The sequence below is a fragment of the Rhodococcus yananensis genome, from assembly GCF_020515525.1.
Taxonomy (GTDB): Bacteria; Actinomycetota; Actinomycetes; order Mycobacteriales; family Mycobacteriaceae; genus Rhodococcus; species Rhodococcus yananensis.
Window position 1 is genome coordinate 31,254 of record NZ_JAIYEP010000011.1, and the last position, 20,437, is coordinate 51,690.

A 20,437-nucleotide genomic window follows, 5' to 3' on the forward strand; every position below is an offset into this window, starting at 1 on the left:
CACGCGAGCAACAGACGGCCCCGTCACCCTCGCGGCGACGCTAGAATCGGCCCGGACGAAGGGGTGTGAGAGTGAAGGACCTGGTCGATACCACGGAGATGTATCTCCGGACGATCTACGACTTGGAGGAGGAGGGCGTCGTTCCGCTGCGTGCGCGGATCGCCGAACGCCTCGAACAGAGCGGGCCCACGGTCAGCCAGACCGTCGCCCGCATGGAACGGGACGGTCTCCTGCGTGTCGCGGGCGACCGGCATCTCCAACTGACAGAGAAGGGCCGCGACCTGGCCGTGGCGGTCATGCGGAAGCATCGGCTGGCGGAGCGTCTGCTCGTCGATGTCATCGGGCTCGATTGGGAGAACGTCCACGCCGAGGCGTGCCGCTGGGAGCACGTGATGAGCGAAGAGGTGGAACGCCGCCTCGTGGAGGTCCTCAACAATCCGACGACGTCCCCGTACGGCAATCCGATTCCGGGGCTGGCGCAACTCGGCATCGACAAGGACCCGGTGACGGACGAGAAACTCATCCGGCTCACCGAGATCCCCAACGGGAAGCCGACAGCGGTGGTCGTCCGGCGTCTCGCCGAATACGTGCAGTCGGATCCCGACGTGATCGCGCGGCTGCGCGAGGCGGGTGTGGTTCCCGACGCACGCGTTACAGTCGAGACGCAGCCCGGTGCGGTACTCATCACCGTCGCGGGGCACAGTACCTTCGAGCTTTCCGACGAGATGGCCCATGCCGTGCAGGTGAAGCAGGTCTGAGATCGACCTCTTCCACCGGCCCGGCACGGGTCGGTGGAAGAGGAGATCGCAACGTGAGACTTCTGGTGACCGGCGGCGCCGGGTACGTGGGCAGCGTGTGCAGCACGGTACTGCTCGAGCGCGGTCACGAAGTGGTCGTCGTCGACGATCTGTCCACCGGCAACGCCGATGCGGTGCCTTCGGGCGCCGAGTTCATCGAAGGCGACATCGGCGTGCTCGCCGCCGGATTGCTGGGTGTGGGTGACGACACCCCCGGGTTCGACGGGGTGCTCCACTTCGGCGCGCAGTCACTCGTCGGCGAATCGGTCGAGCACCCCGAGAAGTACTGGCACGGCAATGTGGTGACGACCCTGGCTCTGCTCGAGGCGATCCGGCTGTCGGGGACGCCGCGTCTGGTGTTCTCCTCGACGGCCGCGACCTACGGTGAACCCGACGAGGTGCCCATCACCGAGGACGCCCCCACCCGACCGACCAACCCGTACGGCGCGACGAAACTCGCCGTCGACCATGCGATCTCGTCGTACTCCGCCGCCCACGGTCTGGCCGCGACGAGCCTGCGGTACTTCAACGTCGCCGGCGCCTATCGCGGCGCGGGAGAGAACCGCGTCGTGGAGACGCACCTGATCCCGCTGGTCCTGCAGGTGGCACTCGGGCAACGGGAACAGATCTCGGTGTTCGGTACCGATTGGCCCACCAAGGACGGCACCGCCGTCCGCGACTACATCCATGTCGAGGATCTCGCCGACGCGCACGTGCTTGCGCTCACGTCGTCCGAACCCGGTACACACCGCATCTTCAACCTCGGCAGTGGTGAGGGATTCACCGTCCGCGAAGTCATCTCGTCGTGCGAGCGGGTGACCGGGCTGCCGATCTCGGCGATCGACGCGCCCCGCCGCGCCGGTGACCCGGCCGTGCTGATCGCGTCGAGTCGCCGCGCCGTCGACGAGTTGGGTTGGCGCCCCCGCCATACCGATCTCGACGAGATCGTCTCGGATGCCTGGGAGTACATGCGCGCCCTCGGCGATCGCGCCCACGCGGCGCACCGCTGAGTCATACCCCCGGACCGGGCAGCGGAAGCGTGATGCCGAGTCGCGCCGCGATCTCGCATCCGGTTTCCGCGAGGCCCCGGATCGCCTCGGGCCGCAAACCGGCCTGCAGCGCCTGGTCGAGCAGATCCGCCAGGCGGTGCCGGGGATTCGACTCGAGTGCCGCCCCCAACGCCACACCCGCGAACGGCCCGTCGCCGCGCAGGTAGGCGCTGAACGCCACGAGGGCTGCGGCGTCGGCACGTTCCGGATCGGGCAGCGCCCGCGCGAGCGCGATCCACACCTGCTCGATGTCCTCGGCCGTATCCCCCACGGAGAGTCCGAGCGCAGCGTCACGAACGGTCGGGTTGGCGAGCAGCACCGCCATTTCTGCGCACGCGCGGGCGTCGGGTGCGGAACCGTCCGCGTGCACCGCGACGAGTGCCAGCAACGCGTCGAGCTCGCGTCGATCGGCGTGCGCGGCACCCGCAGCACGACTGTCACGGGCATAGTCCGCGTCGCGGGCGTCGATGCTCTCGTCGATGAGCTCACCGATCCGGGTCCGCGACCGGGCCGGCAGGGGGCTCAGGACCGCCGCCAGTTCGTCCCGCGAACGGCGGATCGCGCCACCGTGGAACACCCGTGTCGCGGCGACCAGCGAACTGTCCGGATCCGCGACCGTACCCGTCACCTCCGATCCGGGGACGAACCATGACGCCCCGCATTCGATTCTCGTCGTCGCATGCACCCCCACCACGTCGATCCCGGTCGCGGCGAAGCAGGCGTCGAGGCATTCGACGACGCGGAGTACACCGCGGCCGGCAGATCCGGCCGGGTCCTCGAGCCGATCGTCGACGATCACGACCAGCGCGGCGTCGGCACCGTCGTGGACGCATACGGTGCGGAACCTGTCGAACGCGTCGAACATGGCGGCCGGCAGGACCTGGTCGTCGTCGGGCAGCAGCAGGTCGTGACGCATCACCGCGTCGATGGTGTCGGCGCGGGATTCTCCCGGGTCGGGATCCGTGGTCGTCAGGCTCATCACCACCAACGAACGTGTGGGATGGAACCCCAGGAACGCGGGGATCGCGGCGATGAGCTCGCCGGCATCGGAGAGACGAAGGGGATCGGAGGGCGATGTCGATGTGGTCATGCCCGGAACGATCCCCCACGATTCGGGCCGCGAGCCCTCGGATCGAGCGGTTCCGGCCTGCCTGTGGATCGATCGGTGGGTTGTGGACAAAACCCCGGCGGGACCCGCAGCGCGACGCTCGATCGGGTCCCTCTGTCGGATCCGGCCGCTACAGTCACGGGTTGGTCCGTCGCAGGTCGGTCACTCGGTCAGCGCGTATGTCACGGCATCGCGGAAAACAGCACCGAGACCTTCGGGGTCCGACACGGCTCGGTCGAACACCATGTATGTCACGAGGATCCGGATGTCACCGCTCTGCGCGACCCGGGTCTGCAGGCGACGGGTCACCTGTGCGTCACCGCTTCCGGAATCGACCGTGCGCGCCAGCGCGAGCGTCCCGATACCGTCGACGGGCGCGGGGGGATCTGCTTCGCGTTGCGTCGTCACGGTCGCGGTGATGCCCCGGTGAGTGGCCTGCACCGCGTCGCACTCGGCCAGATGGGCGGCGAGTTCGACCAGCGGAGCCGCACCGACGACGACCTCGACCGTGAGGGTCGCGCGGCTCTTCTCGTCGGTTCCGACGACCATCGCGGTGCCGGCCGGGCCGTAGTCCTGCTCAGGTGGCAGGCAGCCGGGTGGATCGACCCTCGCACCCGCGGGAACGCCGGTGAGATCGGGCCCCGCCCGCGCGACGGCGTGCGCCGGCAACGACACCGCCGGATAACGTGCGGGGAACCGTTCGGGCGGGAGCGCCAGTTCGGCGGGTATCGCAGGGTCGTGTTGTCGATCGGACCGGGACACGGCCGGCGGTGCGATCTCGACGGAGCCGACCTGCGCCACGGGTGTGCCCGGAACGGTCTGGGCGCACCCTGCCGCCGCCACCGAGACCAGCACGGCGCACGCGACCGCCGCGCCGCGACGTCCTCCGACGAGGTACCACACCACGGGAACCCTCCGCTGTCCGCACGCCCCGGTGAGGTGGACTACCCTGCCGGTCGCTGTCACCGCTTGATCTAGACTCGACTCCCACCATGCCACGCCGGTGGACAACCGGAGGGCTACGGCGACGCAGTGTGATCGGAGTGGTTCCGCGATGGACGAGCAGTCCCGAATGTACGAGCTGGAGTTCCCCGCTCCCCGGTTGACCGCCGAGGACGGCCGGGGACCGGTGCTGCTGCACGGCCTCGAGGGCTTCGCCGACGCGGGACACGCCGTTCGTCTCGCGACGACGCACCTTCGCGAACAACTCGAGACGGAGGTCGTCGCGTCGTTCGCGGTCGACGACCTGATCGACTATCGATCCCGCCGGCCGATGATGACCTTCGAATCCGATCGGTTCACCGACTACGCCGCACCCGAACTCAACCTGTACGCGCTCGTCGACAACGCCGGAACACCGTTCCTGCTGCTCGCCGGATCCGAACCCGACCTGAAATGGGAACGGTTCATCACCGCGGTGCGGCTGCTCGCCGAACAGTTCGGGGTCCGCCGGACCATCGGTCTCAACGCGATCCCGATGGCGATTCCCCACACGCGACCGTTGGGGGTGACCGCACATTCGACGAACCGGGATCTGATCGCCGACCACCACCGTTGGTCCGGTCAGTTGCAGGTCCCGGCGGGCGCGTCGTCGCTGCTCGAGTTCCGGATGGCGCAGCACGGGCACGAGGCCGTGGGGTTCTCCGTGCACGTGCCGCACTATCTGGCCCAGACCGATTACCCGTCCGCAGCCGAGAGTCTTCTGATCAATGCGGCGGAGGTCGGCGATCTCGACCTTCCGATCGAGGCGCTCGGTGAGGCCGCGGCACGGGTCCGCGAGCAGATCGACGAACACATCGAGGGCAACGAGGAGGTGCTGTCCGTCGTCAAGGCTCTCGAGCGCCAGTACGACAGCTACGTCGCTGCGCAGGAACAACAGTCCGCTCCCCTGCCGTCGGACGAGAGCCTGCCGACGGGTGACGAACTGGGCGCGGAGTTCGAGCGTTTCCTGGCCGAGTACGAGAAGCGCGGCGACGACCCGGCCGAATGAGCCGGGCCCGCGGTCTCGGTCGGGTGACGTTGCGGCGAGATCCGGGCACACCGGACGGGCGGAACGTTGCATGGCGGTCACAATCGACTGTTGCCCGGTTCACATGCAGCCAGTACGCTCACCCGGCATGCAACAGTGGACCGTAACGATCAGCCCCTCGGATGCGGTCCGGAACGGCACGCCCGGGTGACCCTGCGGCGTCGGTAGGAGACGGTCATGGGTACCTCACGAACACGTCAGCTCCGTCCTGTTCCCGATGTGGAGACGCGCCTGGTCTTCCGGACCGTGCACGGTTACCGCCGCGCGTTCCGCATGGCCGGCAGCGGCCCAGCACTGCTGCTCATCCACGGAATCGGCGACAACTCGTCGACCTGGCAGGAACTCATTCCGCATCTCGCCCGGAAGTACACGGTCATCGCACCCGACCTTCTCGGCCACGGCCGGTCCGACAAGCCGCGCGCCGACTACTCGGTCGCGGCCTACGCCAACGGCATGCGCGACCTACTGACCGTCCTCGGTATCGACAAGGTCACGGTGATCGGGCACTCCCTCGGCGGCGGCGTCGCGATGCAGTTCGCGTACCAGTTCCCGGACCGCGTCGAACGTCTCGTCCTCGTCTCCTCCGGTGGCGTGACCAAGGACGTCCACCCCGTCCTGAGACTCGTGTCGCTGCCGATGGTCAGCGACGCACTCAAGCTGCTGCGTGTTCCCGGTGTCATGCCTGCCGTCAAGGTCGTGGGCACAGCACTCGGCCAGCTCGATCGATCACCGTTGCGGCCCGGCGAGCTCCTGCACGACCTCGACGACCTCGTGCGCATCCTCGCCGAGCTACCCGATCCCACCGCCTACGAGGCGTATCTCCGGACCTTGCGCGCGGTCGTGGACTGGCGCGGCCAGGTCGTGACGATGCTCGACCGCAGTTACCTCACCGAGCATCTGCCCGTCCAGCTCATCTGGGGCGATCAGGACACCGTCATCCCCGCCTCGCACGCCTACCTGGCGCATTCTGCGATGCCGGGTTCGCAGCTCGAAATCTTCCGCGGGGCCGGACACTTCCCGTTCCGTGACGCGCCGATGCGTTTCCTCCGCGTGGTCGAACAGTTCCTCGAATCGACACCCCCGCTCGCCTACGACGAGGACCGGTGGCGGCAACTGCTGCTCACCGGAGTGAGCGAAGCACGGATCGGCGGCGGCGCCACCACCCGCATGGCGGTCCTGGACGCCATGGGCGCCGACGAGCGCAGCGCGACCTGAGCGCCGGTGACCGACACCGTCACCACCTCCGTCTAGCCTGGAGCAGTGCTGCTACCGGACCTGATCCCCGAATCCGTCGACCCAGAATCCGTCGACCCCGACTCCGTGTTCGACGCGTTCACCACCTGGACGACCGATCGCGGGATCTCGCTGTACCCGGCGCAGGAGGAAGCGCTCATGGAGCTCGTCTCCGGGGCCAACGTCATCCTCGCGACCCCGACGGGGTCCGGAAAATCGATGGTGGCCCTCGGTGCACACTTCCACGCGCTCGCGACCGGTCGACGCACCTTCTACACGGCACCCATCAAGGCCCTGGTGAGCGAGAAGTTCTTCGCCCTGTGCGACGTGTTCGGTGCCGATCTCGTCGGAATGATGACCGGTGACGCATCGGTCAACTCGGATGCTCCGATCATCTGCGCCACCGCCGAGATCGTCGCGAACCTCGCGTTGCGCGAGGGGCCGGACTCCGACATCGGCCAGATCGTCATGGACGAGTTCCACTACTACTCCGAGCCCGACCGCGGGTGGGCCTGGCAGGTTCCCCTCGTCGAATTGCCTCGCGCACAGTTCCTTCTGATGTCCGCGACGCTCGGCGACGTGAGCTTCCTGTGCCGGGACCTCACTCGTCGCACGGGCCTCCCGACGGTGGAGGTGTCCGGGTCCGAGCGCCCCGTTCCGCTGTCGTTCTCCTACTCGCAGGTGCCCATCGGTGAGGCCATCGAAGAGTTGGTCACCACACACCAGGCACCCGTGTACGTCGTGCACTTCACGCAGGCGGCGGCGCTCGAACGCGCCCAAGCGCTCACCAGCGTGAACATGTGCTCGAAGGCGGAGAAGGACGCGATCGCCGACGCCCTCGGCGGTTTCCGGTTCACCACCGGATTCGGCAAGACCCTCTCCCGGCTGGTCCGGCACGGCATCGGAGTGCACCACGCCGGGATGCTGCCGAAGTACCGACGTCTGATCGAGAAGCTGGCGCAGGAGGGGTTGCTCAAGGTCATCTGCGGCACCGACACCCTCGGAGTGGGGATCAACGTGCCGATCCGCACCGTGCTGCTGACCGGACTGACGAAATACGACGGCACCCGCACCCGTCAGCTCAAGGCCCGCGAGTTCCATCAGATCGCCGGCCGGGCCGGTCGCGCCGGATTCGACACCATGGGCACCGTCGTCGTGCAGGCACCCGAGCACGAGATCGAGAACGTCCGCGCGCTCGCCAAAGCGGGCGACGACCCGAAGAAGCGCCGCAAGGTACAGCGCAAGAAGGCACCGGAAGGCTTCGTGTCCTGGGGGGAAGGCACCTTCGACAAGCTCGTCGCGGCCTCCCCCGAGCCTCTCCGGTCACGGTTCGCGGTGAGCAACTCGATGCTGCTCAACGTGATCGCCCGCCCGGGGAACTGCTTCGACGCGATGCGGCATCTGCTCGAGGAGAACCACGAGCCCCGGCCCGCTCAGCGCAAGCACATCCTCAAGGCGATATCCCTGTACCGCGGGTTGTTGCAGGCCGGTGTCGTCCAGCAACTCGACGAGCCCGACGAGGACGGGCGACGCGCGCGGTTGACCGTCGACCTGCAACGCGATTTCGCTCTCAATCAACCGCTGTCGCCGTTCGCCCTGGCAGCCCTGGAACTGCTCGACGTCGAGTCCCCGTCGTACGCCCTCGATGTCGTGTCGGTGATCGAGTCGACGCTCGACGACCCGAGGCAGATCCTCATGGCCCAGCAGCACGCGGCGCGCGGCGAGGCCGTGGCCGAGATGAAGGCCGACGGGATCGAGTACGAGGAACGGATGGAGTTGCTCGAGGAGATCACCTGGCCCAAGCCGCTCGCCGATCTGCTCGGACCCGCGTTCGAGACGTACCGGGCCGGGCATCCGTGGGTATCGGAGTTCCCGCTGTCGCCGAAGTCGGTGGTCCGCGACATGGTCGAGCGCGCCATGACGTTCTCCGATCTGGTGAGCCACTACGGGCTCGCGCGCTCGGAGGGTTCGGTGCTGCGCTATCTCGCCGATGCCTACCGTGCGCTGCGGCAGACCGTTCCCGATTCCGCGCGTACCGACGAACTCGAGGATCTCATCGAGTGGCTCGGTGAACTGGTGCGGCAGGTGGACTCGTCGCTCCTCGACGAATGGGAGGCCCTCACCGATCCCGGGACCGAATCCGACGATCAGCAGGTCGCGTTCGGCGCCGACATCCCGCGCCCGGTGTCCGCCAACGCCCGCGCCTTCCGGGTCATGGTACGCAACGCGATGTTCAGGAGGGTCGACCTCGCATCCCGCCGACGTTGGGACGATCTGGCCGGGCTGGGCGACGGCCTCGATGCCGCGGACTGGTCGGACCTTCTGGAGTTGTACTTCGACGAGTACGACGAGATCGGCACGGGCCCGGACGCGCGCGGCCCCCAGTTGTTCTCGGTGGAGGTCGGCGACGATGTGTGGCGGGTGCGGCAGACCCTGCAGGATCCTCGGGGTGATCACGGCTGGGCACTGGTCGGCGAGGTGAACCTGGCGGAATCCGATGCCGCCGGCGAGGTGGTGTTCGACGAGTTCGAGATCGTCGAAGGTTGAGCGACCGCTACGCTGACGCGGTGGACGATGAGGCGGCGACGTTCCGACTGGCGTATGTGCCCGGGGTGACCCCCGGCAAGTGGGTGCGGGTGTGGTCCGAGCGTCGCCCGGACGTGCCGATCGAACTGATCACGGTCGCCGCCACCGACGGCGCCGCATGCGTCCGCGACGGCATCGCCGACATCGCCCTCCTGCGGCTTCCCCTCGAACGTGACGGACTGTCGGTGATTCCGCTGTACACCGAGGTTTCGGTCGTGGTGGTGCCGAAGGAGCACGCGATCTCCGCCGTCGACGAGGTGACCGTCGCCGACCTGCAGGACGAGACGGTGCTGCATCCGTTGGACGACGTCCTCGACTGGGTGGCCCTGCCCGGCGAGGAGGCGTTCGAGCGGCCGGTGGACACCGAACTCGCGATCTCGCACGTCGCGTCCGAGGTCGGTGTCCTCGTCACACCGCAATCGCTGGCGCGCCTTCATCATCGCCGCGATCTGACGTACCGCCCGGTGGCGGACGCGCCGCAATCGCAGGTGGGTCTGGTGTGGCGGAGCGATCACACCACCGATCTCGTCGACGAGTTCGTCGGGATCGTGCGCGGCCGTACCGCGAACTCCTCTCGGGGCCGGACGATCGTGCCGGACGACGGTTCCGGCGATCAGGGTGGCGGGACCGCGAAGCGTCGCGGCGCCAGACAGGGTTCACAACCGCGGAAGGTCGTCGGTGACAAGACCCCGAAGGTGCGCCGCGGAGGCACCGGCCGCGCGAAGGGATCGGGCAGACCCCGGCGCCGGCGCTGAACTCGGGTGCGGGTGTCGGCGGTGCCGTCAGTCGGGCGCGCGGGTGTGTGCGGGAGCGTGTGTGCGCAGGACGTCGGCCAGGATCCGGTAGTGGTCGGCGCGTGCGCTCGATGCCCGGAACACCAACCCGATCGTGCGGCCGGGTTGGGGGTCGGCGAACCGTGCGACCGCGAGTTCGCCGCCGGCGGTCTCGACCGAGACCGCGGACTCGGGAACGAGTGTCACACCGAGACCGCCCGCGACACACCGCACGATCGTCGCGAGTGAGGTCGCCCGCGTGTCCCCGGCATCGGGGCGCGCGTCGGCGGATCGGCACAGGTCCAGGGCTTGGTCGCGCAGACAGTGACCTTCGTCGAGCAGCAGCAGCGGAAGGTCGCCGAGCACGCCCGGGTGCAGGCCCCGCCGCCCCGCGAGATGATGCCCGGACGGAACGACGAGCACAAAATCCTCGATGTAGAGGGGAATCTCCACGACACCGGAGGCGTCGGCAGGCAGGGCCAGAACCGCGACGTCGAGGGTTCCTGCCCGCAGCGCGGCCAGCAATCGAGCGGTCTGGTCCTCGATCACGTGGACCGACAGGTTCGGCATCGTGGTGCGCAGCTCGGGGAGTAGGCCCGGAAGGAAGTACGGGGCGACGGTGGGTATCAACCCGAGTCGCAACTGTCCACTGAAGCCGTCGGTGACACCCGCTGCGGCAGCGACGAATCCGTCGGCGGCGTCGAGTATCGCCTCGGCCTGCGGGAGCAGGCGCTCACCGGCCGCGGTGACGAGGACGCGCCGCGTGCTGCGCTCGATGAGTTGCACTCCGAGGCCGTTCTCGAGCGCGGCGAGTCCCTGCGACAGTGTGGGTTGACTCACATTCAATCGTGAAGCAGCGGTACCGAAGTGGCGATACGTGGCCACCGCCACGAACGCACGCAGCTGCGACAGGGTGGGCTGATAAGTCTGATCGGACACGCCTATCAGTGTAGTGCCACCTATCACCTTTACCTTTTGCAAACTTTCCGGCAGGATGGTTCTCGTACCGGAGATCGGCCCGCGAGGGCCGTCCGGAAGCGCACGAATCCCCCGTCATCGGATGGCCGTGCGCGATCGACGCGCTTGTTCACGAGACACCGCTTGTTCACGAGACACCCACGAGAGGACCGAGAATGGCACTGCTGACCATCGGCGATCAGTTCCCCGCTTTCAACCTGAAGGCCCTCATCGGCGGCGACCTGACGCAGGTCGACGCCAGCGCACCCGACGACTACTTCACCACCATCACCAGCGACGACTACGCCGGCAAGTGGAAGATCGTCTTCTTCTGGCCGAAGGACTTCACCTTCGTCTGCCCCACCGAGATCGCTGCGTTCGGCAAGCTGAACGAGGAGTTCGCGGACCGCGACGCACAGGTACTCGGCGCTTCGGTGGACAACGAGTTCGTCCACTTCCAGTGGCGCGCCCAGCACGAGGATCTGAAGACCCTCCCCTTCCCGATGCTCTCGGACCTCAACCGCGAACTCGTCTCGGCCACCGGCGTCCTCAACAAGGACGGCGTCGCCGATCGCGCGACCTTCATCGTCGACCCGAACAACGAGATCCAGTTCGTCTCCGTGACGGCAGGTTCGGTGGGCCGCAACGTCGACGAGGTGCTCCGCGTCCTCGACGCCCTCCAGTCCGACGAGCTGTGCGCATGCAACTGGAAGAAGAACGACCCGACGCTCAACGCGGGTGAACTCGTCAAGGCGGCGCTGCAGTGAGTGTCGAGAACCTGAAGAACGCCCTCCCCGAGTACGCGAAGGACCTCAAGCTCAACCTGGGTTCCCTCGCGCGTTCCACCGAGCTCAACGAGCAGCAGCTGTGGGGCACCTTCCTCGCCGCTGCCGCCGCGACCCGGTCGGCGACCGTCCTGAAGGAGATCGCGGAGGAGGCCGCCGACGTGCTGTCCGCCGAGGCGTACAACGCCGCCCTCGGAGCCGCGTCCATCATGGGCATGAACAACGTCGCCTACCGAGCGAAGAGCTTCCTCGGTGACGACTACGCCCAGGTGCGCATGGGTCTGAGGATGAACATCATCGGCAACCCCGGCGTCGAGAAGGCCGACTTCGAACTCTGGTCGCTGGCCGTGTCCACGATCAACGGCTGCCACGACTGCACCGCCGCGCACGACAACGTCGTCCGCAAGGAAGGCCTCACCAAGGAGCAGGTCTTCGAGGCGGTCAAGGTCGCCGCGACCCTTCAGGGAGTCGCGCAGGCCGTCGTCGCCACCGAGATTCTCGCCGGCGCCGACGCCTGACCCTGTGCCGTGCCGGAAGGCCCCTCCCGTTCGAACGGGAGGGGCCTTCCGTCGTCACCCGACGGACGGCCGATCTCCGGCCACGAGATCGTGCGGCCCCAGTGCCACCTCGATCTCGCCGCCCAACTCCACCCCCGGCGCCAGCGGCAACCTGTCACCGCTCCAGAATCGCCCCGGGTCGTACCAGTTGCTCCCGCGGCGACGCTGCTCGAGCAACCCCATCTCCTCCATCGTCACCGCGACGACCTCGGCGCAGTACGCGCTCTCGATCGACGCGGCCCCGTCACCACGCCGCCGCCGCGGCAGCCGGCCCGCGAACCACCGGCCCGCCAACTTCGCCGTCGACGGGAACGGGGTCCCGTCCAGTCGCGCGATGGTCCGCAACAACTGATCCTCCTGCGCGGCCGTCACCGACGGCGCCAGCTGACGCAGCCAGCCCCGCTGTCCGTAACGCGCTCCCCACACCCGCACCGCGCTGCGCAGATCGTGCAACTGCACACCCCGCTGATGGCGACCGGTCCACATGTCGGGCAACGACTTCCCGAGTTCCGCATGCCACATCAGTGGCGGGAGGTCATCGAACGCAACCGTCATTCCGACGTGATTGACCGGCGCGTTCGTCAACGTCCTGATGGCCCGATCGGCGACGGTCGAACCGCGGAACACCCAGATGTCACCCGTCCGCGTCACCTCGATCGCCTCGTCGAGGGTGATCCTCGACCGACTCCCACGGGAGCCCGCACGCCCAGATTCCATGCGCCCACCCTGCCACGCGCCGCACCGACACGGTCGGCATCCCCGGCGGCGTCCGACGGTCGGCGGCGGCGACTACGCTCCCGATCATGACCGACCCCACCACACGCGATGCCTCCCGCCGTCCCGCTCACGATCGGCACACACGATGAGCCGCCGACCGAACTCCCGCACCGTGTGGAAACTGTTGGGACTCGCCGGGATCGTGGGTGTCGCCGCCACCGGCGCCGTGGTCGCACGGAACGAACGTGCGCGTCGCGCGTACAGTCCCGAGGAAGTGCGCGCGGTGCTGCACGACCGTTACGCTCGCGCCGCAGCCGGCCACGACGGCGACGTCGAGGTCCCGCTCGAGGTCGTGCCCGCGAACCTGCGCTCGCGCATCCGGCGGCTGCTCACCCGCCTCCGTCGCCGCTGACATCCCGCGCTGAGCGCGACCCGATCAGCCGAGGGCCGCGGCGAATCCGTCGACGAGATCCTGAACCTGGTCGTCGGTCATGACGAACGCGGGCGAGATCTGCAGCGCCCCCTGGCCGGCGGCGCGGCCGGAGATCCCGTGCCGCCGGAGCGACTTCACGAATCGGGCGGCCTCCGACGGATCCGCCAACTGCACCGCGGCCACCGCGCCGAGACCACTGCGCACCTCGGCGACGCGCGGATGCCCGGCCAGCGGCGCCAACTTCTCGTGCAGAATGCGCTCGAGCCGGGCCGCCTCGGTGAGGAGGTCCTCCCGCTCGAGAATGTCGAGGTTCGCCATCGCCGCCGCGGCAGCACCGGCGTGCGCACCGTAGGTGTACCCGTGCCGCCACCACACTCCACCGGCGAAGAACGGCTCGGCCACGCGAGGTGCCACGAACACCGCCCCCATCGGCACGTAGCCGGACGTCAGCCCCTTCGCCGTGGTCACCATGTCGGGCTGCAGATCGAAGCGCGACGACGCGAACCAGGACCCGCCGATCCGGCCGAACCCCGTGACGACCTCGTCGACGATGAACAGGATGTCGTGGTCGCGGCAGATGTCCCGGACCTCGGCGAGATACCCGTCCGGCGGCAGGTACACGCCTCCTGCACCGATGATCGGTTCGACGATGAACGCCGCGACCGTATCGGCGCCGACCTTCTCGAGGAGCTCGAGCAACGACTTCGCGTCGTTCCACGGCACGGTCGCCGTATCGGGCCACAACGGCCCGTAGCCCTCCGAGTTCGCCGGGATCCCCGCGAGCGACGTACCCCCCACGTGCATGCCGTGGTAGGCCTTCTCTCTGCCCACGACGAGGGTCTTCTCCGACCGCCCCGTCTCCTGCCAGAAGCGGCGCGCGAGTTTGACAGCGGTGTCGACCGAGTCGGAGCCGCCGGAGGTGAAGAAGACCCTGCTTCCCGGCACCGGCGCGATGGCAGCGAGCCGTTCGGCGAGGGCGACGGCCGGTTCCGACGTCAGATCACCGAAGTTGGAGTAGTGCGCGAGCTTCGCGAGCTGCGCGGCGACGGCATCGCCGATCTCCGCACGGCCGTGCCCCACATTCGCGAACCACAGCCCGGCGGTCGCGTCGAGATAGCGGGTGCCCTCGTCGTCCCAGATGTACGCTCCCTCGCCCCGCGACACGACGAACGCGCCGCCGATCTCGACGGCACCCATGTCGGCGAATCCGTGCCACAACGCACCCACAGCACAACTCCCGTCCGCAATCGTCCCGTTCGGGCCATCGTATGGTTCCGCGATCCCGCCCGCAGGTGGACCGGCCGGCCTGCCGGCAGCCGCGCATCCGCAGCCGCACCGCCGAACACCCGGTCTGCTGCGACAGGCTCCGACATCGGTCGCTAGGCTGTGTGATCAGCATGTCCACGTCTTCAGCCCCGAACCGTCGCGAGCCCTCCCCCGGACGCCGCCGCGCCCTGCGCGCCGCGCTGTCGGAGGTGTCACTCCTCGACGAGCACCGCTTCCGCCGGCGCCTCGACCGTGCCCGCGGCAACGACGCGTTCGACGCGATCGCACGCGATATCGACACCGCCCGCGCGAGACTCACCGCGCGGGCCGCGGCGACACCGGCGATCCGTTACCCGGACGACCTTCCGGTCTCGCAACGCAAGGACGACATCGCGGCCGCGATCCGCGACCATCAGGTCGTCGTCGTGGCCGGAGAGACCGGCTCCGGCAAGACGACGCAGATCCCGAAGATCTGCCTCGAACTCGGCCGGGGAGTTCGCGGGCTGATCGGCCACACCCAGCCCCGCCGGATCGCAGCGCGGGCCGTCGCGGAACGCCTCGCGGAGGAACTGGACACCGAGATCGGCGACACGGTCGGGTACACGGTGCGGTTCACCGACCAGGTCTCGAGCTCGACGATGGTCAAGCTGATGACCGACGGTATCCTGCTCGCCGAGATCCAACGCGATCGGATGCTGCGCCGCTACGACACGATCATCATCGACGAAGCACACGAGCGCAGCCTCAACATCGACTTCCTTCTCGGATATCTCGCGCAGCTGCTGCCTCGACGTCCGGACCTGAAGGTGATCATCACGTCCGCGACCATCGACCCGGAGCGGTTCGCCCGGCACTTCGCCGGCGCCGACGGCACCCCCGCACCGATCGTCGAGGTGTCGGGACGCACCTATCCGGTCGAGGTGCGGTACCGGCCGCTCACCGTGCAGGTCGGCGATCAGCTCGTGGATCGTGACCCGGTCGACGCGGTGTGCGAGGCGGTGGACGAACTGCAGCGCGAGGGAGACGGGGACATCCTGGTGTTCCTCTCCGGCGAACGCGAGATCCGCGACACTGCCGACGCCCTGCGCGACAGGAAGCTGCGCGGCACCGAGATCCTCCCCCTGTACGGGCGACTGTCCTCGGCCGAGCAACACCGCGTGTTCACACCGCACACCGGCCGACGCGTGGTGTTGTCGACGAATGTGGCCGAGACCTCGCTGACAGTTCCGGGTATCCGTTACGTCGTGGATCCCGGCACCGCCCGCATCTCACGGTATTCGGTGCGCACCAAGGTCCAACGCCTTCCGATCGAGGAGATCTCCCAGGCGTCCGCGCGGCAGCGGTCGGGTCGCTGCGGTCGCGTCGCCGACGGAATCTGCATCCGGCTGTACTCCGAGGAGGACTTCGAGTCCCGGCCGGAGTTCACCGAACCGGAGATCCTGCGCACCAACCTCGCGTCCGTGGTGCTGCAGATGACAGCGCTCGAACTCGGTGACATCGCATCGTTCCCGTTCGTCGAGGCCCCCGATCCGCGGGCGGTCCGCGACGGAATCGCCCTCCTGCACGAGCTCGGCGCGCTCGAACCCGGCGCCAAGGACACACCCCCTCGGCTGACGCGCACGGGCCGCGACCTCGCCCGGCTTCCCGTCGATCCGCGCATGGCACGGATGATCGTCGAAGGACAGCGCAACGGCTGTCTCCGCGAGGTCCTGATCATCGTGTCCGCGCTGTCGATCCAGGACGTGCGCGAACGCCCCGCCGAGCATCAGCAGGCGGCCGATGCCAAGCACGCCCGGTTCGCGGTCGAGGGGTCCGACTTCCTCGCCTACCTGCGTCTGTGGGAGTACCTGAAGGAACAACGGAAGACGCTGTCGTCGAGCCGGTTCCGGAGGATGTGTCGCGACGAGTTCCTGCACTGGCTGCGGATCCGCGAGTGGCAGGATCTTCAGGGGCAGCTTCGGCAGATCACCGTCGAGCTCGGCTGGGACACCCGTCACCAGGAGGTTCCCGAAGACGCCGTCCACCAGTCGTTGCTGTCCGGGTTGCTGTCGCACGTCGGTCTCCGGGAAGGCGACAAGCGTGATTTCCTCGGGGCGCGCGGCACCCGGTTCGCGGTCTTCCCAGGTTCGTCCCTGTTCAAGAAACCTCCGCGCTGGGTGATGGCCGCCGAACTCGTGGAGACCTCCCGACTGTGGGCCCGCACCGCCGCGCGCATCGAACCCGAGTGGGTCGAGAAGCTCGCGCCGCACCTGGTCAAACGCACCTACTCCGAGCCGCACTGGTCCACCCGACGCGAAGCGGCGATGGCGTACGAACGGGTGACTCTGTACGGGATCCCGTTGGTCGCGCAGCGTCGTGTGCAGTACGGGCGGATCGACCCCGAGGTGTCACGCGAGTTGTTCATCCGGCACGCGCTCGTACAGGGCGAGTGGCAGACCCGCCACAAGTTCTTCCACGACAACCGTGCCCTGCTCGAGGACGTCGAGGAGCTCGAGCACCGTGCCCGCCGCCGCGACATCGTCGTCGACGACGACACCCTCTTCGAGTTCTACGACGAGCGTGTCGGTCCGGACGTCGTGTCCGCGCGACACTTCGACACGTGGTGGAAGCAGACCCGGCAGACACAACCGGATCTGCTGACGTTCACACCCGAGACCGTGGTGAACCAGGACGCAGCGACAGTACTGGGAGGCGACTACCCCGACGCCTGGCGCCAGGGCGAGATGCAGTTTCCACTCACCTACCAGTTCGAACCGGGGACCGAGGACGACGGGGTGACCGTCCGCATCCCGGTCGCGCTACTCGCGAGGGTGCGCGCCGTCGGATTCGACTGGCTGGTACCGGGTATGCGCCTGGATCTCGTCACAGCCCTGATCAAGACACTTCCCAAACAACTCCGCCGACAGGTGGTTCCGGCGCCGGATTACGCCGCCGCCGCGCTCGGGTCCGTGACGCCGCGTAGCGAACCACTGGTGAACGCCCTCGCGCGGGAACTGTCGCGCCTGGGCAACTGCCGTATCGATCCGTCCGACTTCGAGGTCGGTGCGCTCCCGGACCACCTCCGGATGACCTTCGCCGCGGTCGACAACGGAGGGAAGGTCCTGGGGCGGAACAAGAGCCTTGCCGGACTGCGGAAGGCGCTGTCGACTCGGGTCGACGCGGAGGTCGCCCGCGCTGCGTCGAACACCGAGCGCCCCGCGGCGTCCGTGTGGACCGCCGACACCCTCGGTACGCTCCCCGCCACCGTGACACGGACCGTCGGCGGACAACAGGTCACCGGCTACCCTGCGCTCGTAGCGGAGAGCGGCGGAGTAGCGGTGCGGGTACTCAGCACTCCGAGGGCACAGCACGAATCCACCCGGGCCGGGTTGAGGGCGCTGCTGCTGACCGCAGCGCCGACGAAGGCGAAAGCCGTCACCTCCGGCCTCACCAACACCGAACGCCTCGCGTTGGGACGCAACCCGGACGGGTCGTTCGACGCCCTGATCGACGACTGTCGTGCCTGCGCCGTCGACGAGATCGTCGCCGCGCACGGCAAGCCCGTGCGCACCCCGGCCGAATTCGACGCCCTGGCCGTCAAGGTACGCGCCGAGTTGCCCACCCGCGTCGCCCGGTTGTTGAAGGCCGTCGCGCCCGCGCTCACGCGCGCCCACCAGGTGGGCGTTCTTCTCGACCGCGTGCGCGGCGAAGCCGCCGACGATGTCCGTGACCAACTGTCGTCCCTGCTGTTCCCGGGCTTCGTCACCGACATCGGCAGCCGGCGACTCGCGGATCTGCCGCGCTACCTCACCGCGGCGGCACAGCGCCTCGAGTCACTTCCCGGCAGCGCCCACCGTGACTCGCAGGGAATGGACGTGCTCGATCGGGTCTACTCCGCCTACGATCGACTGCTGGCACGGCTCCCCGAGGAGCGACAGGGGCATGCGGACGTCGTCGAGATCGCATGGCTGATCGAGGAATTGCGGGTGAGCCTGTTCGCTCAGGGACTGGGGACCCGGGTTCCCGTCTCGGAGAAGCGTGTACTGAAGGCCGTCGACGCGATCCGTTGACGGCGCCGCACCGCGGTCCGAACCGCGAGAACCGAATCAGCCGTCGGCGTCACGGGTTCGCTGATGCTCACGGAGTTCGAGGATCTCGCGTTCGAAGTCCTCCGCCGAACTGAACGATCGGTACACGGAGGCGAAGCGCAGATATGCCACTTCGTCGAGGTCTCGGAGCGGACCGAGGATCGCAAGGCCCACCTCGTGGCTCGGTACCTCGGGGGATCCTTTGGCCCGCACTGCGTCCTCGACCTGCTGGGCCAGCTTGTTCAATGCGTCGTTGTCGACGTCGCGCCCCTGACAGGCCCGCGCGACACCGCGCACGACCTTTTCCCGGCTGAACGGTTCGGTCACCCCGCTACGCTTGACGACCGACAACACCGCCGCTTCGACCGTCGTGAACCGTCGCCCGCATTCGGGACACGCCCGGCGCCGGCGGATGGCGGCACCCTCGTCTGCCTCGCGCGAATCGACGACCCGGGAGTCGGGGTGCCGGCAATACGGGCAGTACATGACGGTTCCTTCGTCGCTGGCGTGCGGGCCGCGACGCCGGTCTCCGACCGATGTCGTCTTCGGAGCCTGGGCCCCACCCGAGGGCAGGACCGTACCGACGCGACCACACGGGGTGGTGTGACTGACAGATCCAGACAATACCTGCCCGTCCGCACCACCTGTCACGGACGGGTCCGGCGCCGCCATCGCCGGGTCACCGCCCGACGACGGAACCGGCGACGTCGATACCGGTGTGCACGACGGTGACCCCACCCGGCGCGGTGTCGGCCACCACCGAGACCGTGCGCAGATGGGCGACGCCGAGGAGCACCACGGTCGCGCACGCCGTCAGCACGATCGTGAGCAGAACCTGCACGGCGGTGTTCCATCGACTCGACGCCGAGACACCGGTCGACACCGGGACACCGCGGTGCGCGCACGATTGCGTGTACGACCCGGATCCGCTCGCGACCACACGCGGAACCGCACTTCTTTCCCGCGGTGACGCCTCTCGTGACACCCGGAGCGCACTCCGTCGCGGGGCTGTCGCGGCACGGTGCGACAGCGCACCCTTCACCGGCACGACACCACTCGTCGACACGGTCGAACTCACCGTCACCGCTGTACCCATCGGAACCTCCGCCTCGATCGCTCACACTTTCGAACGAATATCCGTTCGATTTTTCTACCACGCCGCGCGGCGGCTGTCGCCATTTCGTTCGAACGAATCTCGAACAGATGTTTGATATGTGAGGCGGATACCGATACATTCGACTCATCACTCGGAACACTTCGGACACTCGACTCACGGAGGTCACGATCATGAACCGACGGAGGTCACTGCCATGACGGATGCCACCACCGCCACGGCGCGTCGTCGGAAGGCGCCCGCCGGCGGCGACGGACTCACCGATCGTCAACGCCGCGTGCTCGAGGTCATCCGCGAGTCGGTCGCCGAGCGCGGATACCCGCCGAGTATCCGAGAGATCGGCGACGCGGTCGGTCTGAACTCCACGTCGTCGGTGGCGCACCAGCTGCGCACACTCGAACGCAAGGGATATCTCCGCCGCGACGCCAACAGGCCTCGCGCCGTGGACGTCCGGGGACTCGACGACAACGAACTCGGCGGTGCGGTGGTGCCCGTCGCCAACGCAGACGACCTACCGTCGGCGGCGCTCGTTCCCGTGGTCGGACGGATCGCGGCCGGCGGGCCGATCCTTGCCGAGGAGTCGATCGAGGACGTGTTCCCGCTCCCCCGCGAACTCGTGGGCCAGGGTTCGCTGTTCCTGCTGAAGGTCGTGGGGCAGTCCATGGTGGACGCTGCCATCTGCGACGGCGACTGGGTGGTGGTTCGGCAGCAGAACGTGGCCGAGAACGGCGACATCGTTGCTGCGATGCTCGACGGCGAAGCGACCGTCAAGACGTTCAAGAGGGTCGGCAAGGACGTCTGGCTGATGCCGCACAACCCGATGTTCGAGCCCATCCCCGGCAACGACGCCGTCGTCCTGGGGAAGATCGTCACGGTGATCCGCAAGATCTGACGACCGCGCACGAGCGAGGCCGACCGGATCCGTGATGGATCGGTCGGCCTCGCTCTGTGCACCCGTTCGGAACC

General features: G+C 68.2%; 18 protein-coding genes. 11 read left to right on the plus strand and 7 right to left on the minus strand.

Going from position 1 to position 20,437, the window contains the following annotated elements; all coding sequences use genetic code 11:
• The first annotated feature begins 71 nt into the window (after nt 1-71).
• Together LDQ05_RS04695 and galE are read left to right on the plus strand one after the other, a co-directional pair.
• Entirely contained in the window at nt 72-758 is a 687-nt protein-coding gene (locus tag LDQ05_RS04695; RefSeq protein WP_226435783.1) for an iron-dependent transcriptional repressor DtxR, read from the plus strand.
• A 53-nt stretch (nt 759-811) separates the two neighbouring features.
• Nucleotides 812-1,807: a UDP-glucose 4-epimerase GalE gene (galE, locus tag LDQ05_RS04700; RefSeq protein WP_226435729.1), complete on the plus strand. Its 996-nt coding sequence runs from the start codon at nt 812-814 to the stop codon at nt 1,805-1,807.
• A gap of 1 nt (nt 1,808) precedes the next feature.
• On the opposite strand, the gene LDQ05_RS04705 is transcribed toward galE, so the two are convergent.
• Together LDQ05_RS04705 and LDQ05_RS04710 are read right to left on the minus strand one after the other, a co-directional pair.
• Nucleotides 1,809-2,936: a DUF4192 domain-containing protein gene (locus LDQ05_RS04705; protein ID WP_226435730.1), complete on the minus strand. Its 1,128-nt coding sequence runs from the start codon at nt 2,934-2,936 to the stop codon at nt 1,809-1,811.
• Between the two features lie 180 nt (nt 2,937-3,116).
• Complete coding sequence (locus LDQ05_RS04710) at nt 3,117-3,860, minus strand: sensor domain-containing protein (protein WP_226435731.1); 744 nt, start codon at nt 3,858-3,860, stop codon at nt 3,117-3,119.
• A 148-nt stretch (nt 3,861-4,008) separates the two neighbouring features.
• Between LDQ05_RS04710 and LDQ05_RS04715 the strand changes: the two genes are divergently transcribed.
• The 4 genes from LDQ05_RS04715 (at nt 4,009) to LDQ05_RS04730 (ending at nt 9,557) form a co-directional block, all read left to right on the plus strand.
• A complete protein-coding gene (locus tag LDQ05_RS04715; RefSeq protein ID WP_226435732.1) occupies nt 4,009-4,944 on the plus strand; it encodes a proteasome assembly chaperone family protein in 936 nt (311 codons plus the stop codon).
• Between the two features lie 216 nt (nt 4,945-5,160).
• The gene (locus tag LDQ05_RS04720) at nt 5,161-6,198 is read left to right on the plus strand and encodes an alpha/beta fold hydrolase (RefSeq protein WP_226435733.1); all 1,038 of its coding nucleotides are present in this window, start codon (nt 5,161-5,163) and stop codon (nt 6,196-6,198) included.
• 45 nt (nt 6,199-6,243) lie between these two features.
• Nucleotides 6,244-8,763, plus strand: coding sequence for a DEAD/DEAH box helicase (locus LDQ05_RS04725; protein WP_226435734.1), 2,520 nt, complete (start codon nt 6,244-6,246; stop codon nt 8,761-8,763).
• Nucleotides 8,764-8,783: 20 nt separating this feature from the next.
• Nucleotides 8,784-9,557: a LysR family substrate-binding domain-containing protein gene (locus LDQ05_RS04730; protein ID WP_226435735.1), complete on the plus strand. Its 774-nt coding sequence runs from the start codon at nt 8,784-8,786 to the stop codon at nt 9,555-9,557.
• Between the two features lie 27 nt (nt 9,558-9,584).
• Here the strand turns inward: LDQ05_RS04730 and LDQ05_RS04735 are convergent, their stop codons facing one another.
• The gene (locus tag LDQ05_RS04735; protein ID WP_226435736.1) at nt 9,585-10,514 is read right to left on the minus strand and encodes a hydrogen peroxide-inducible genes activator; all 930 of its coding nucleotides are present in this window, start codon (nt 10,512-10,514) and stop codon (nt 9,585-9,587) included.
• Nucleotides 10,515-10,708: 194 nt separating this feature from the next.
• On the opposite strand from LDQ05_RS04735, the gene LDQ05_RS04740 reads away from it, so the two are divergent.
• Both LDQ05_RS04740 and ahpD read left to right on the plus strand, forming a co-directional pair.
• Nucleotides 10,709-11,299 carry a peroxiredoxin gene (locus tag LDQ05_RS04740; RefSeq protein ID WP_226435737.1) on the plus strand — a complete coding sequence of 197 codons (591 nt, stop codon included), beginning with the start codon at nt 10,709-10,711 and terminating at the stop codon, nt 11,297-11,299.
• Nucleotides 11,296-11,835: an alkylhydroperoxidase, AhpD family gene (ahpD, locus tag LDQ05_RS04745; protein ID WP_226435738.1), complete on the plus strand. Its 540-nt coding sequence runs from the start codon at nt 11,296-11,298 to the stop codon at nt 11,833-11,835. Before LDQ05_RS04740 ends, ahpD begins: the two co-directional genes overlap by 4 nt.
• A gap of 54 nt (nt 11,836-11,889) precedes the next feature.
• Here ahpD and LDQ05_RS04750 read toward each other — a convergent pair whose 3' ends face one another.
• Entirely contained in the window at nt 11,890-12,591 is a 702-nt protein-coding gene (locus tag LDQ05_RS04750; RefSeq protein WP_226435739.1) for a hypothetical protein, read from the minus strand.
• Nucleotides 12,592-12,736: 145 nt separating this feature from the next.
• On the opposite strand from LDQ05_RS04750, the gene LDQ05_RS04755 reads away from it, so the two are divergent.
• Complete coding sequence (locus tag LDQ05_RS04755) at nt 12,737-13,003, plus strand: hypothetical protein (protein ID WP_226435740.1); 267 nt, start codon at nt 12,737-12,739, stop codon at nt 13,001-13,003.
• A 24-nt stretch (nt 13,004-13,027) separates the two neighbouring features.
• On the opposite strand, the gene LDQ05_RS04760 is transcribed toward LDQ05_RS04755, so the two are convergent.
• Nucleotides 13,028-14,221, minus strand: a complete 1,194-nt coding sequence (locus LDQ05_RS04760; RefSeq protein WP_226435784.1) for an aminotransferase family protein — start codon at nt 14,219-14,221, stop codon at nt 13,028-13,030.
• Between the two features lie 200 nt (nt 14,222-14,421).
• Here LDQ05_RS04760 and hrpA point away from each other — a divergent pair, with 200 nt between their 5' ends.
• Nucleotides 14,422-18,339, plus strand: a complete 3,918-nt coding sequence (gene hrpA / locus LDQ05_RS04765; protein WP_226435741.1) for an ATP-dependent RNA helicase HrpA — start codon at nt 14,422-14,424, stop codon at nt 18,337-18,339.
• A 36-nt stretch (nt 18,340-18,375) separates the two neighbouring features.
• Here the strand turns inward: hrpA and nrdR are convergent, their stop codons facing one another.
• Nucleotides 18,376-18,843 carry a transcriptional regulator NrdR gene (nrdR, locus tag LDQ05_RS04770; protein ID WP_226435742.1) on the minus strand — a complete coding sequence of 156 codons (468 nt, stop codon included), beginning with the start codon at nt 18,841-18,843 and terminating at the stop codon, nt 18,376-18,378.
• Nucleotides 18,844-19,036: 193 nt separating this feature from the next.
• Entirely contained in the window at nt 19,037-19,240 is a 204-nt protein-coding gene (locus tag LDQ05_RS04775; protein ID WP_226435743.1) for a hypothetical protein, read from the minus strand.
• Nucleotides 19,241-19,667: 427 nt separating this feature from the next.
• Between LDQ05_RS04775 and lexA the strand changes: the two genes are divergently transcribed.
• Entirely contained in the window at nt 19,668-20,363 is a 696-nt protein-coding gene (gene lexA / locus LDQ05_RS04780; protein WP_226435744.1) for a transcriptional repressor LexA, read from the plus strand.
• Nucleotides 20,364-20,437 lie beyond the last annotated feature (74 nt).

Excerpts from the sequence above, each read along its gene's own strand:
- LDQ05_RS04705 (WP_226435730.1), bottom strand. The coding sequence starts at position 2,936 with ATGACCACATCGACATCGCCCTCCGATCCCCTTCGTCTCTCCGATGCC.
- LDQ05_RS04715 (WP_226435732.1), top strand. The coding sequence starts at position 4,009 with ATGGACGAGCAGTCCCGAATGTACGAGCTGGAGTTCCCCGCTCCCCGG.
- LDQ05_RS04720 (WP_226435733.1), top strand. The coding sequence starts at position 5,161 with ATGGGTACCTCACGAACACGTCAGCTCCGTCCTGTTCCCGATGTGGAG.
- LDQ05_RS04740 (WP_226435737.1), top strand. The coding sequence starts at position 10,709 with ATGGCACTGCTGACCATCGGCGATCAGTTCCCCGCTTTCAACCTGAAG.
- LDQ05_RS04750 (WP_226435739.1), bottom strand. The coding sequence starts at position 12,591 with ATGGAATCTGGGCGTGCGGGCTCCCGTGGGAGTCGGTCGAGGATCACC.
- LDQ05_RS04755 (WP_226435740.1), top strand. The coding sequence starts at position 12,737 with ATGAGCCGCCGACCGAACTCCCGCACCGTGTGGAAACTGTTGGGACTC.
- LDQ05_RS04760 (WP_226435784.1), bottom strand. The coding sequence starts at position 14,221 with ATGGGTGCCGTCGAGATCGGCGGCGCGTTCGTCGTGTCGCGGGGCGAG.
- hrpA (WP_226435741.1), top strand. The coding sequence starts at position 14,422 with ATGTCCACGTCTTCAGCCCCGAACCGTCGCGAGCCCTCCCCCGGACGC.
- nrdR (WP_226435742.1), bottom strand. The coding sequence starts at position 18,843 with ATGTACTGCCCGTATTGCCGGCACCCCGACTCCCGGGTCGTCGATTCG.
- lexA (WP_226435744.1), top strand. The coding sequence starts at position 19,668 with ATGACGGATGCCACCACCGCCACGGCGCGTCGTCGGAAGGCGCCCGCC.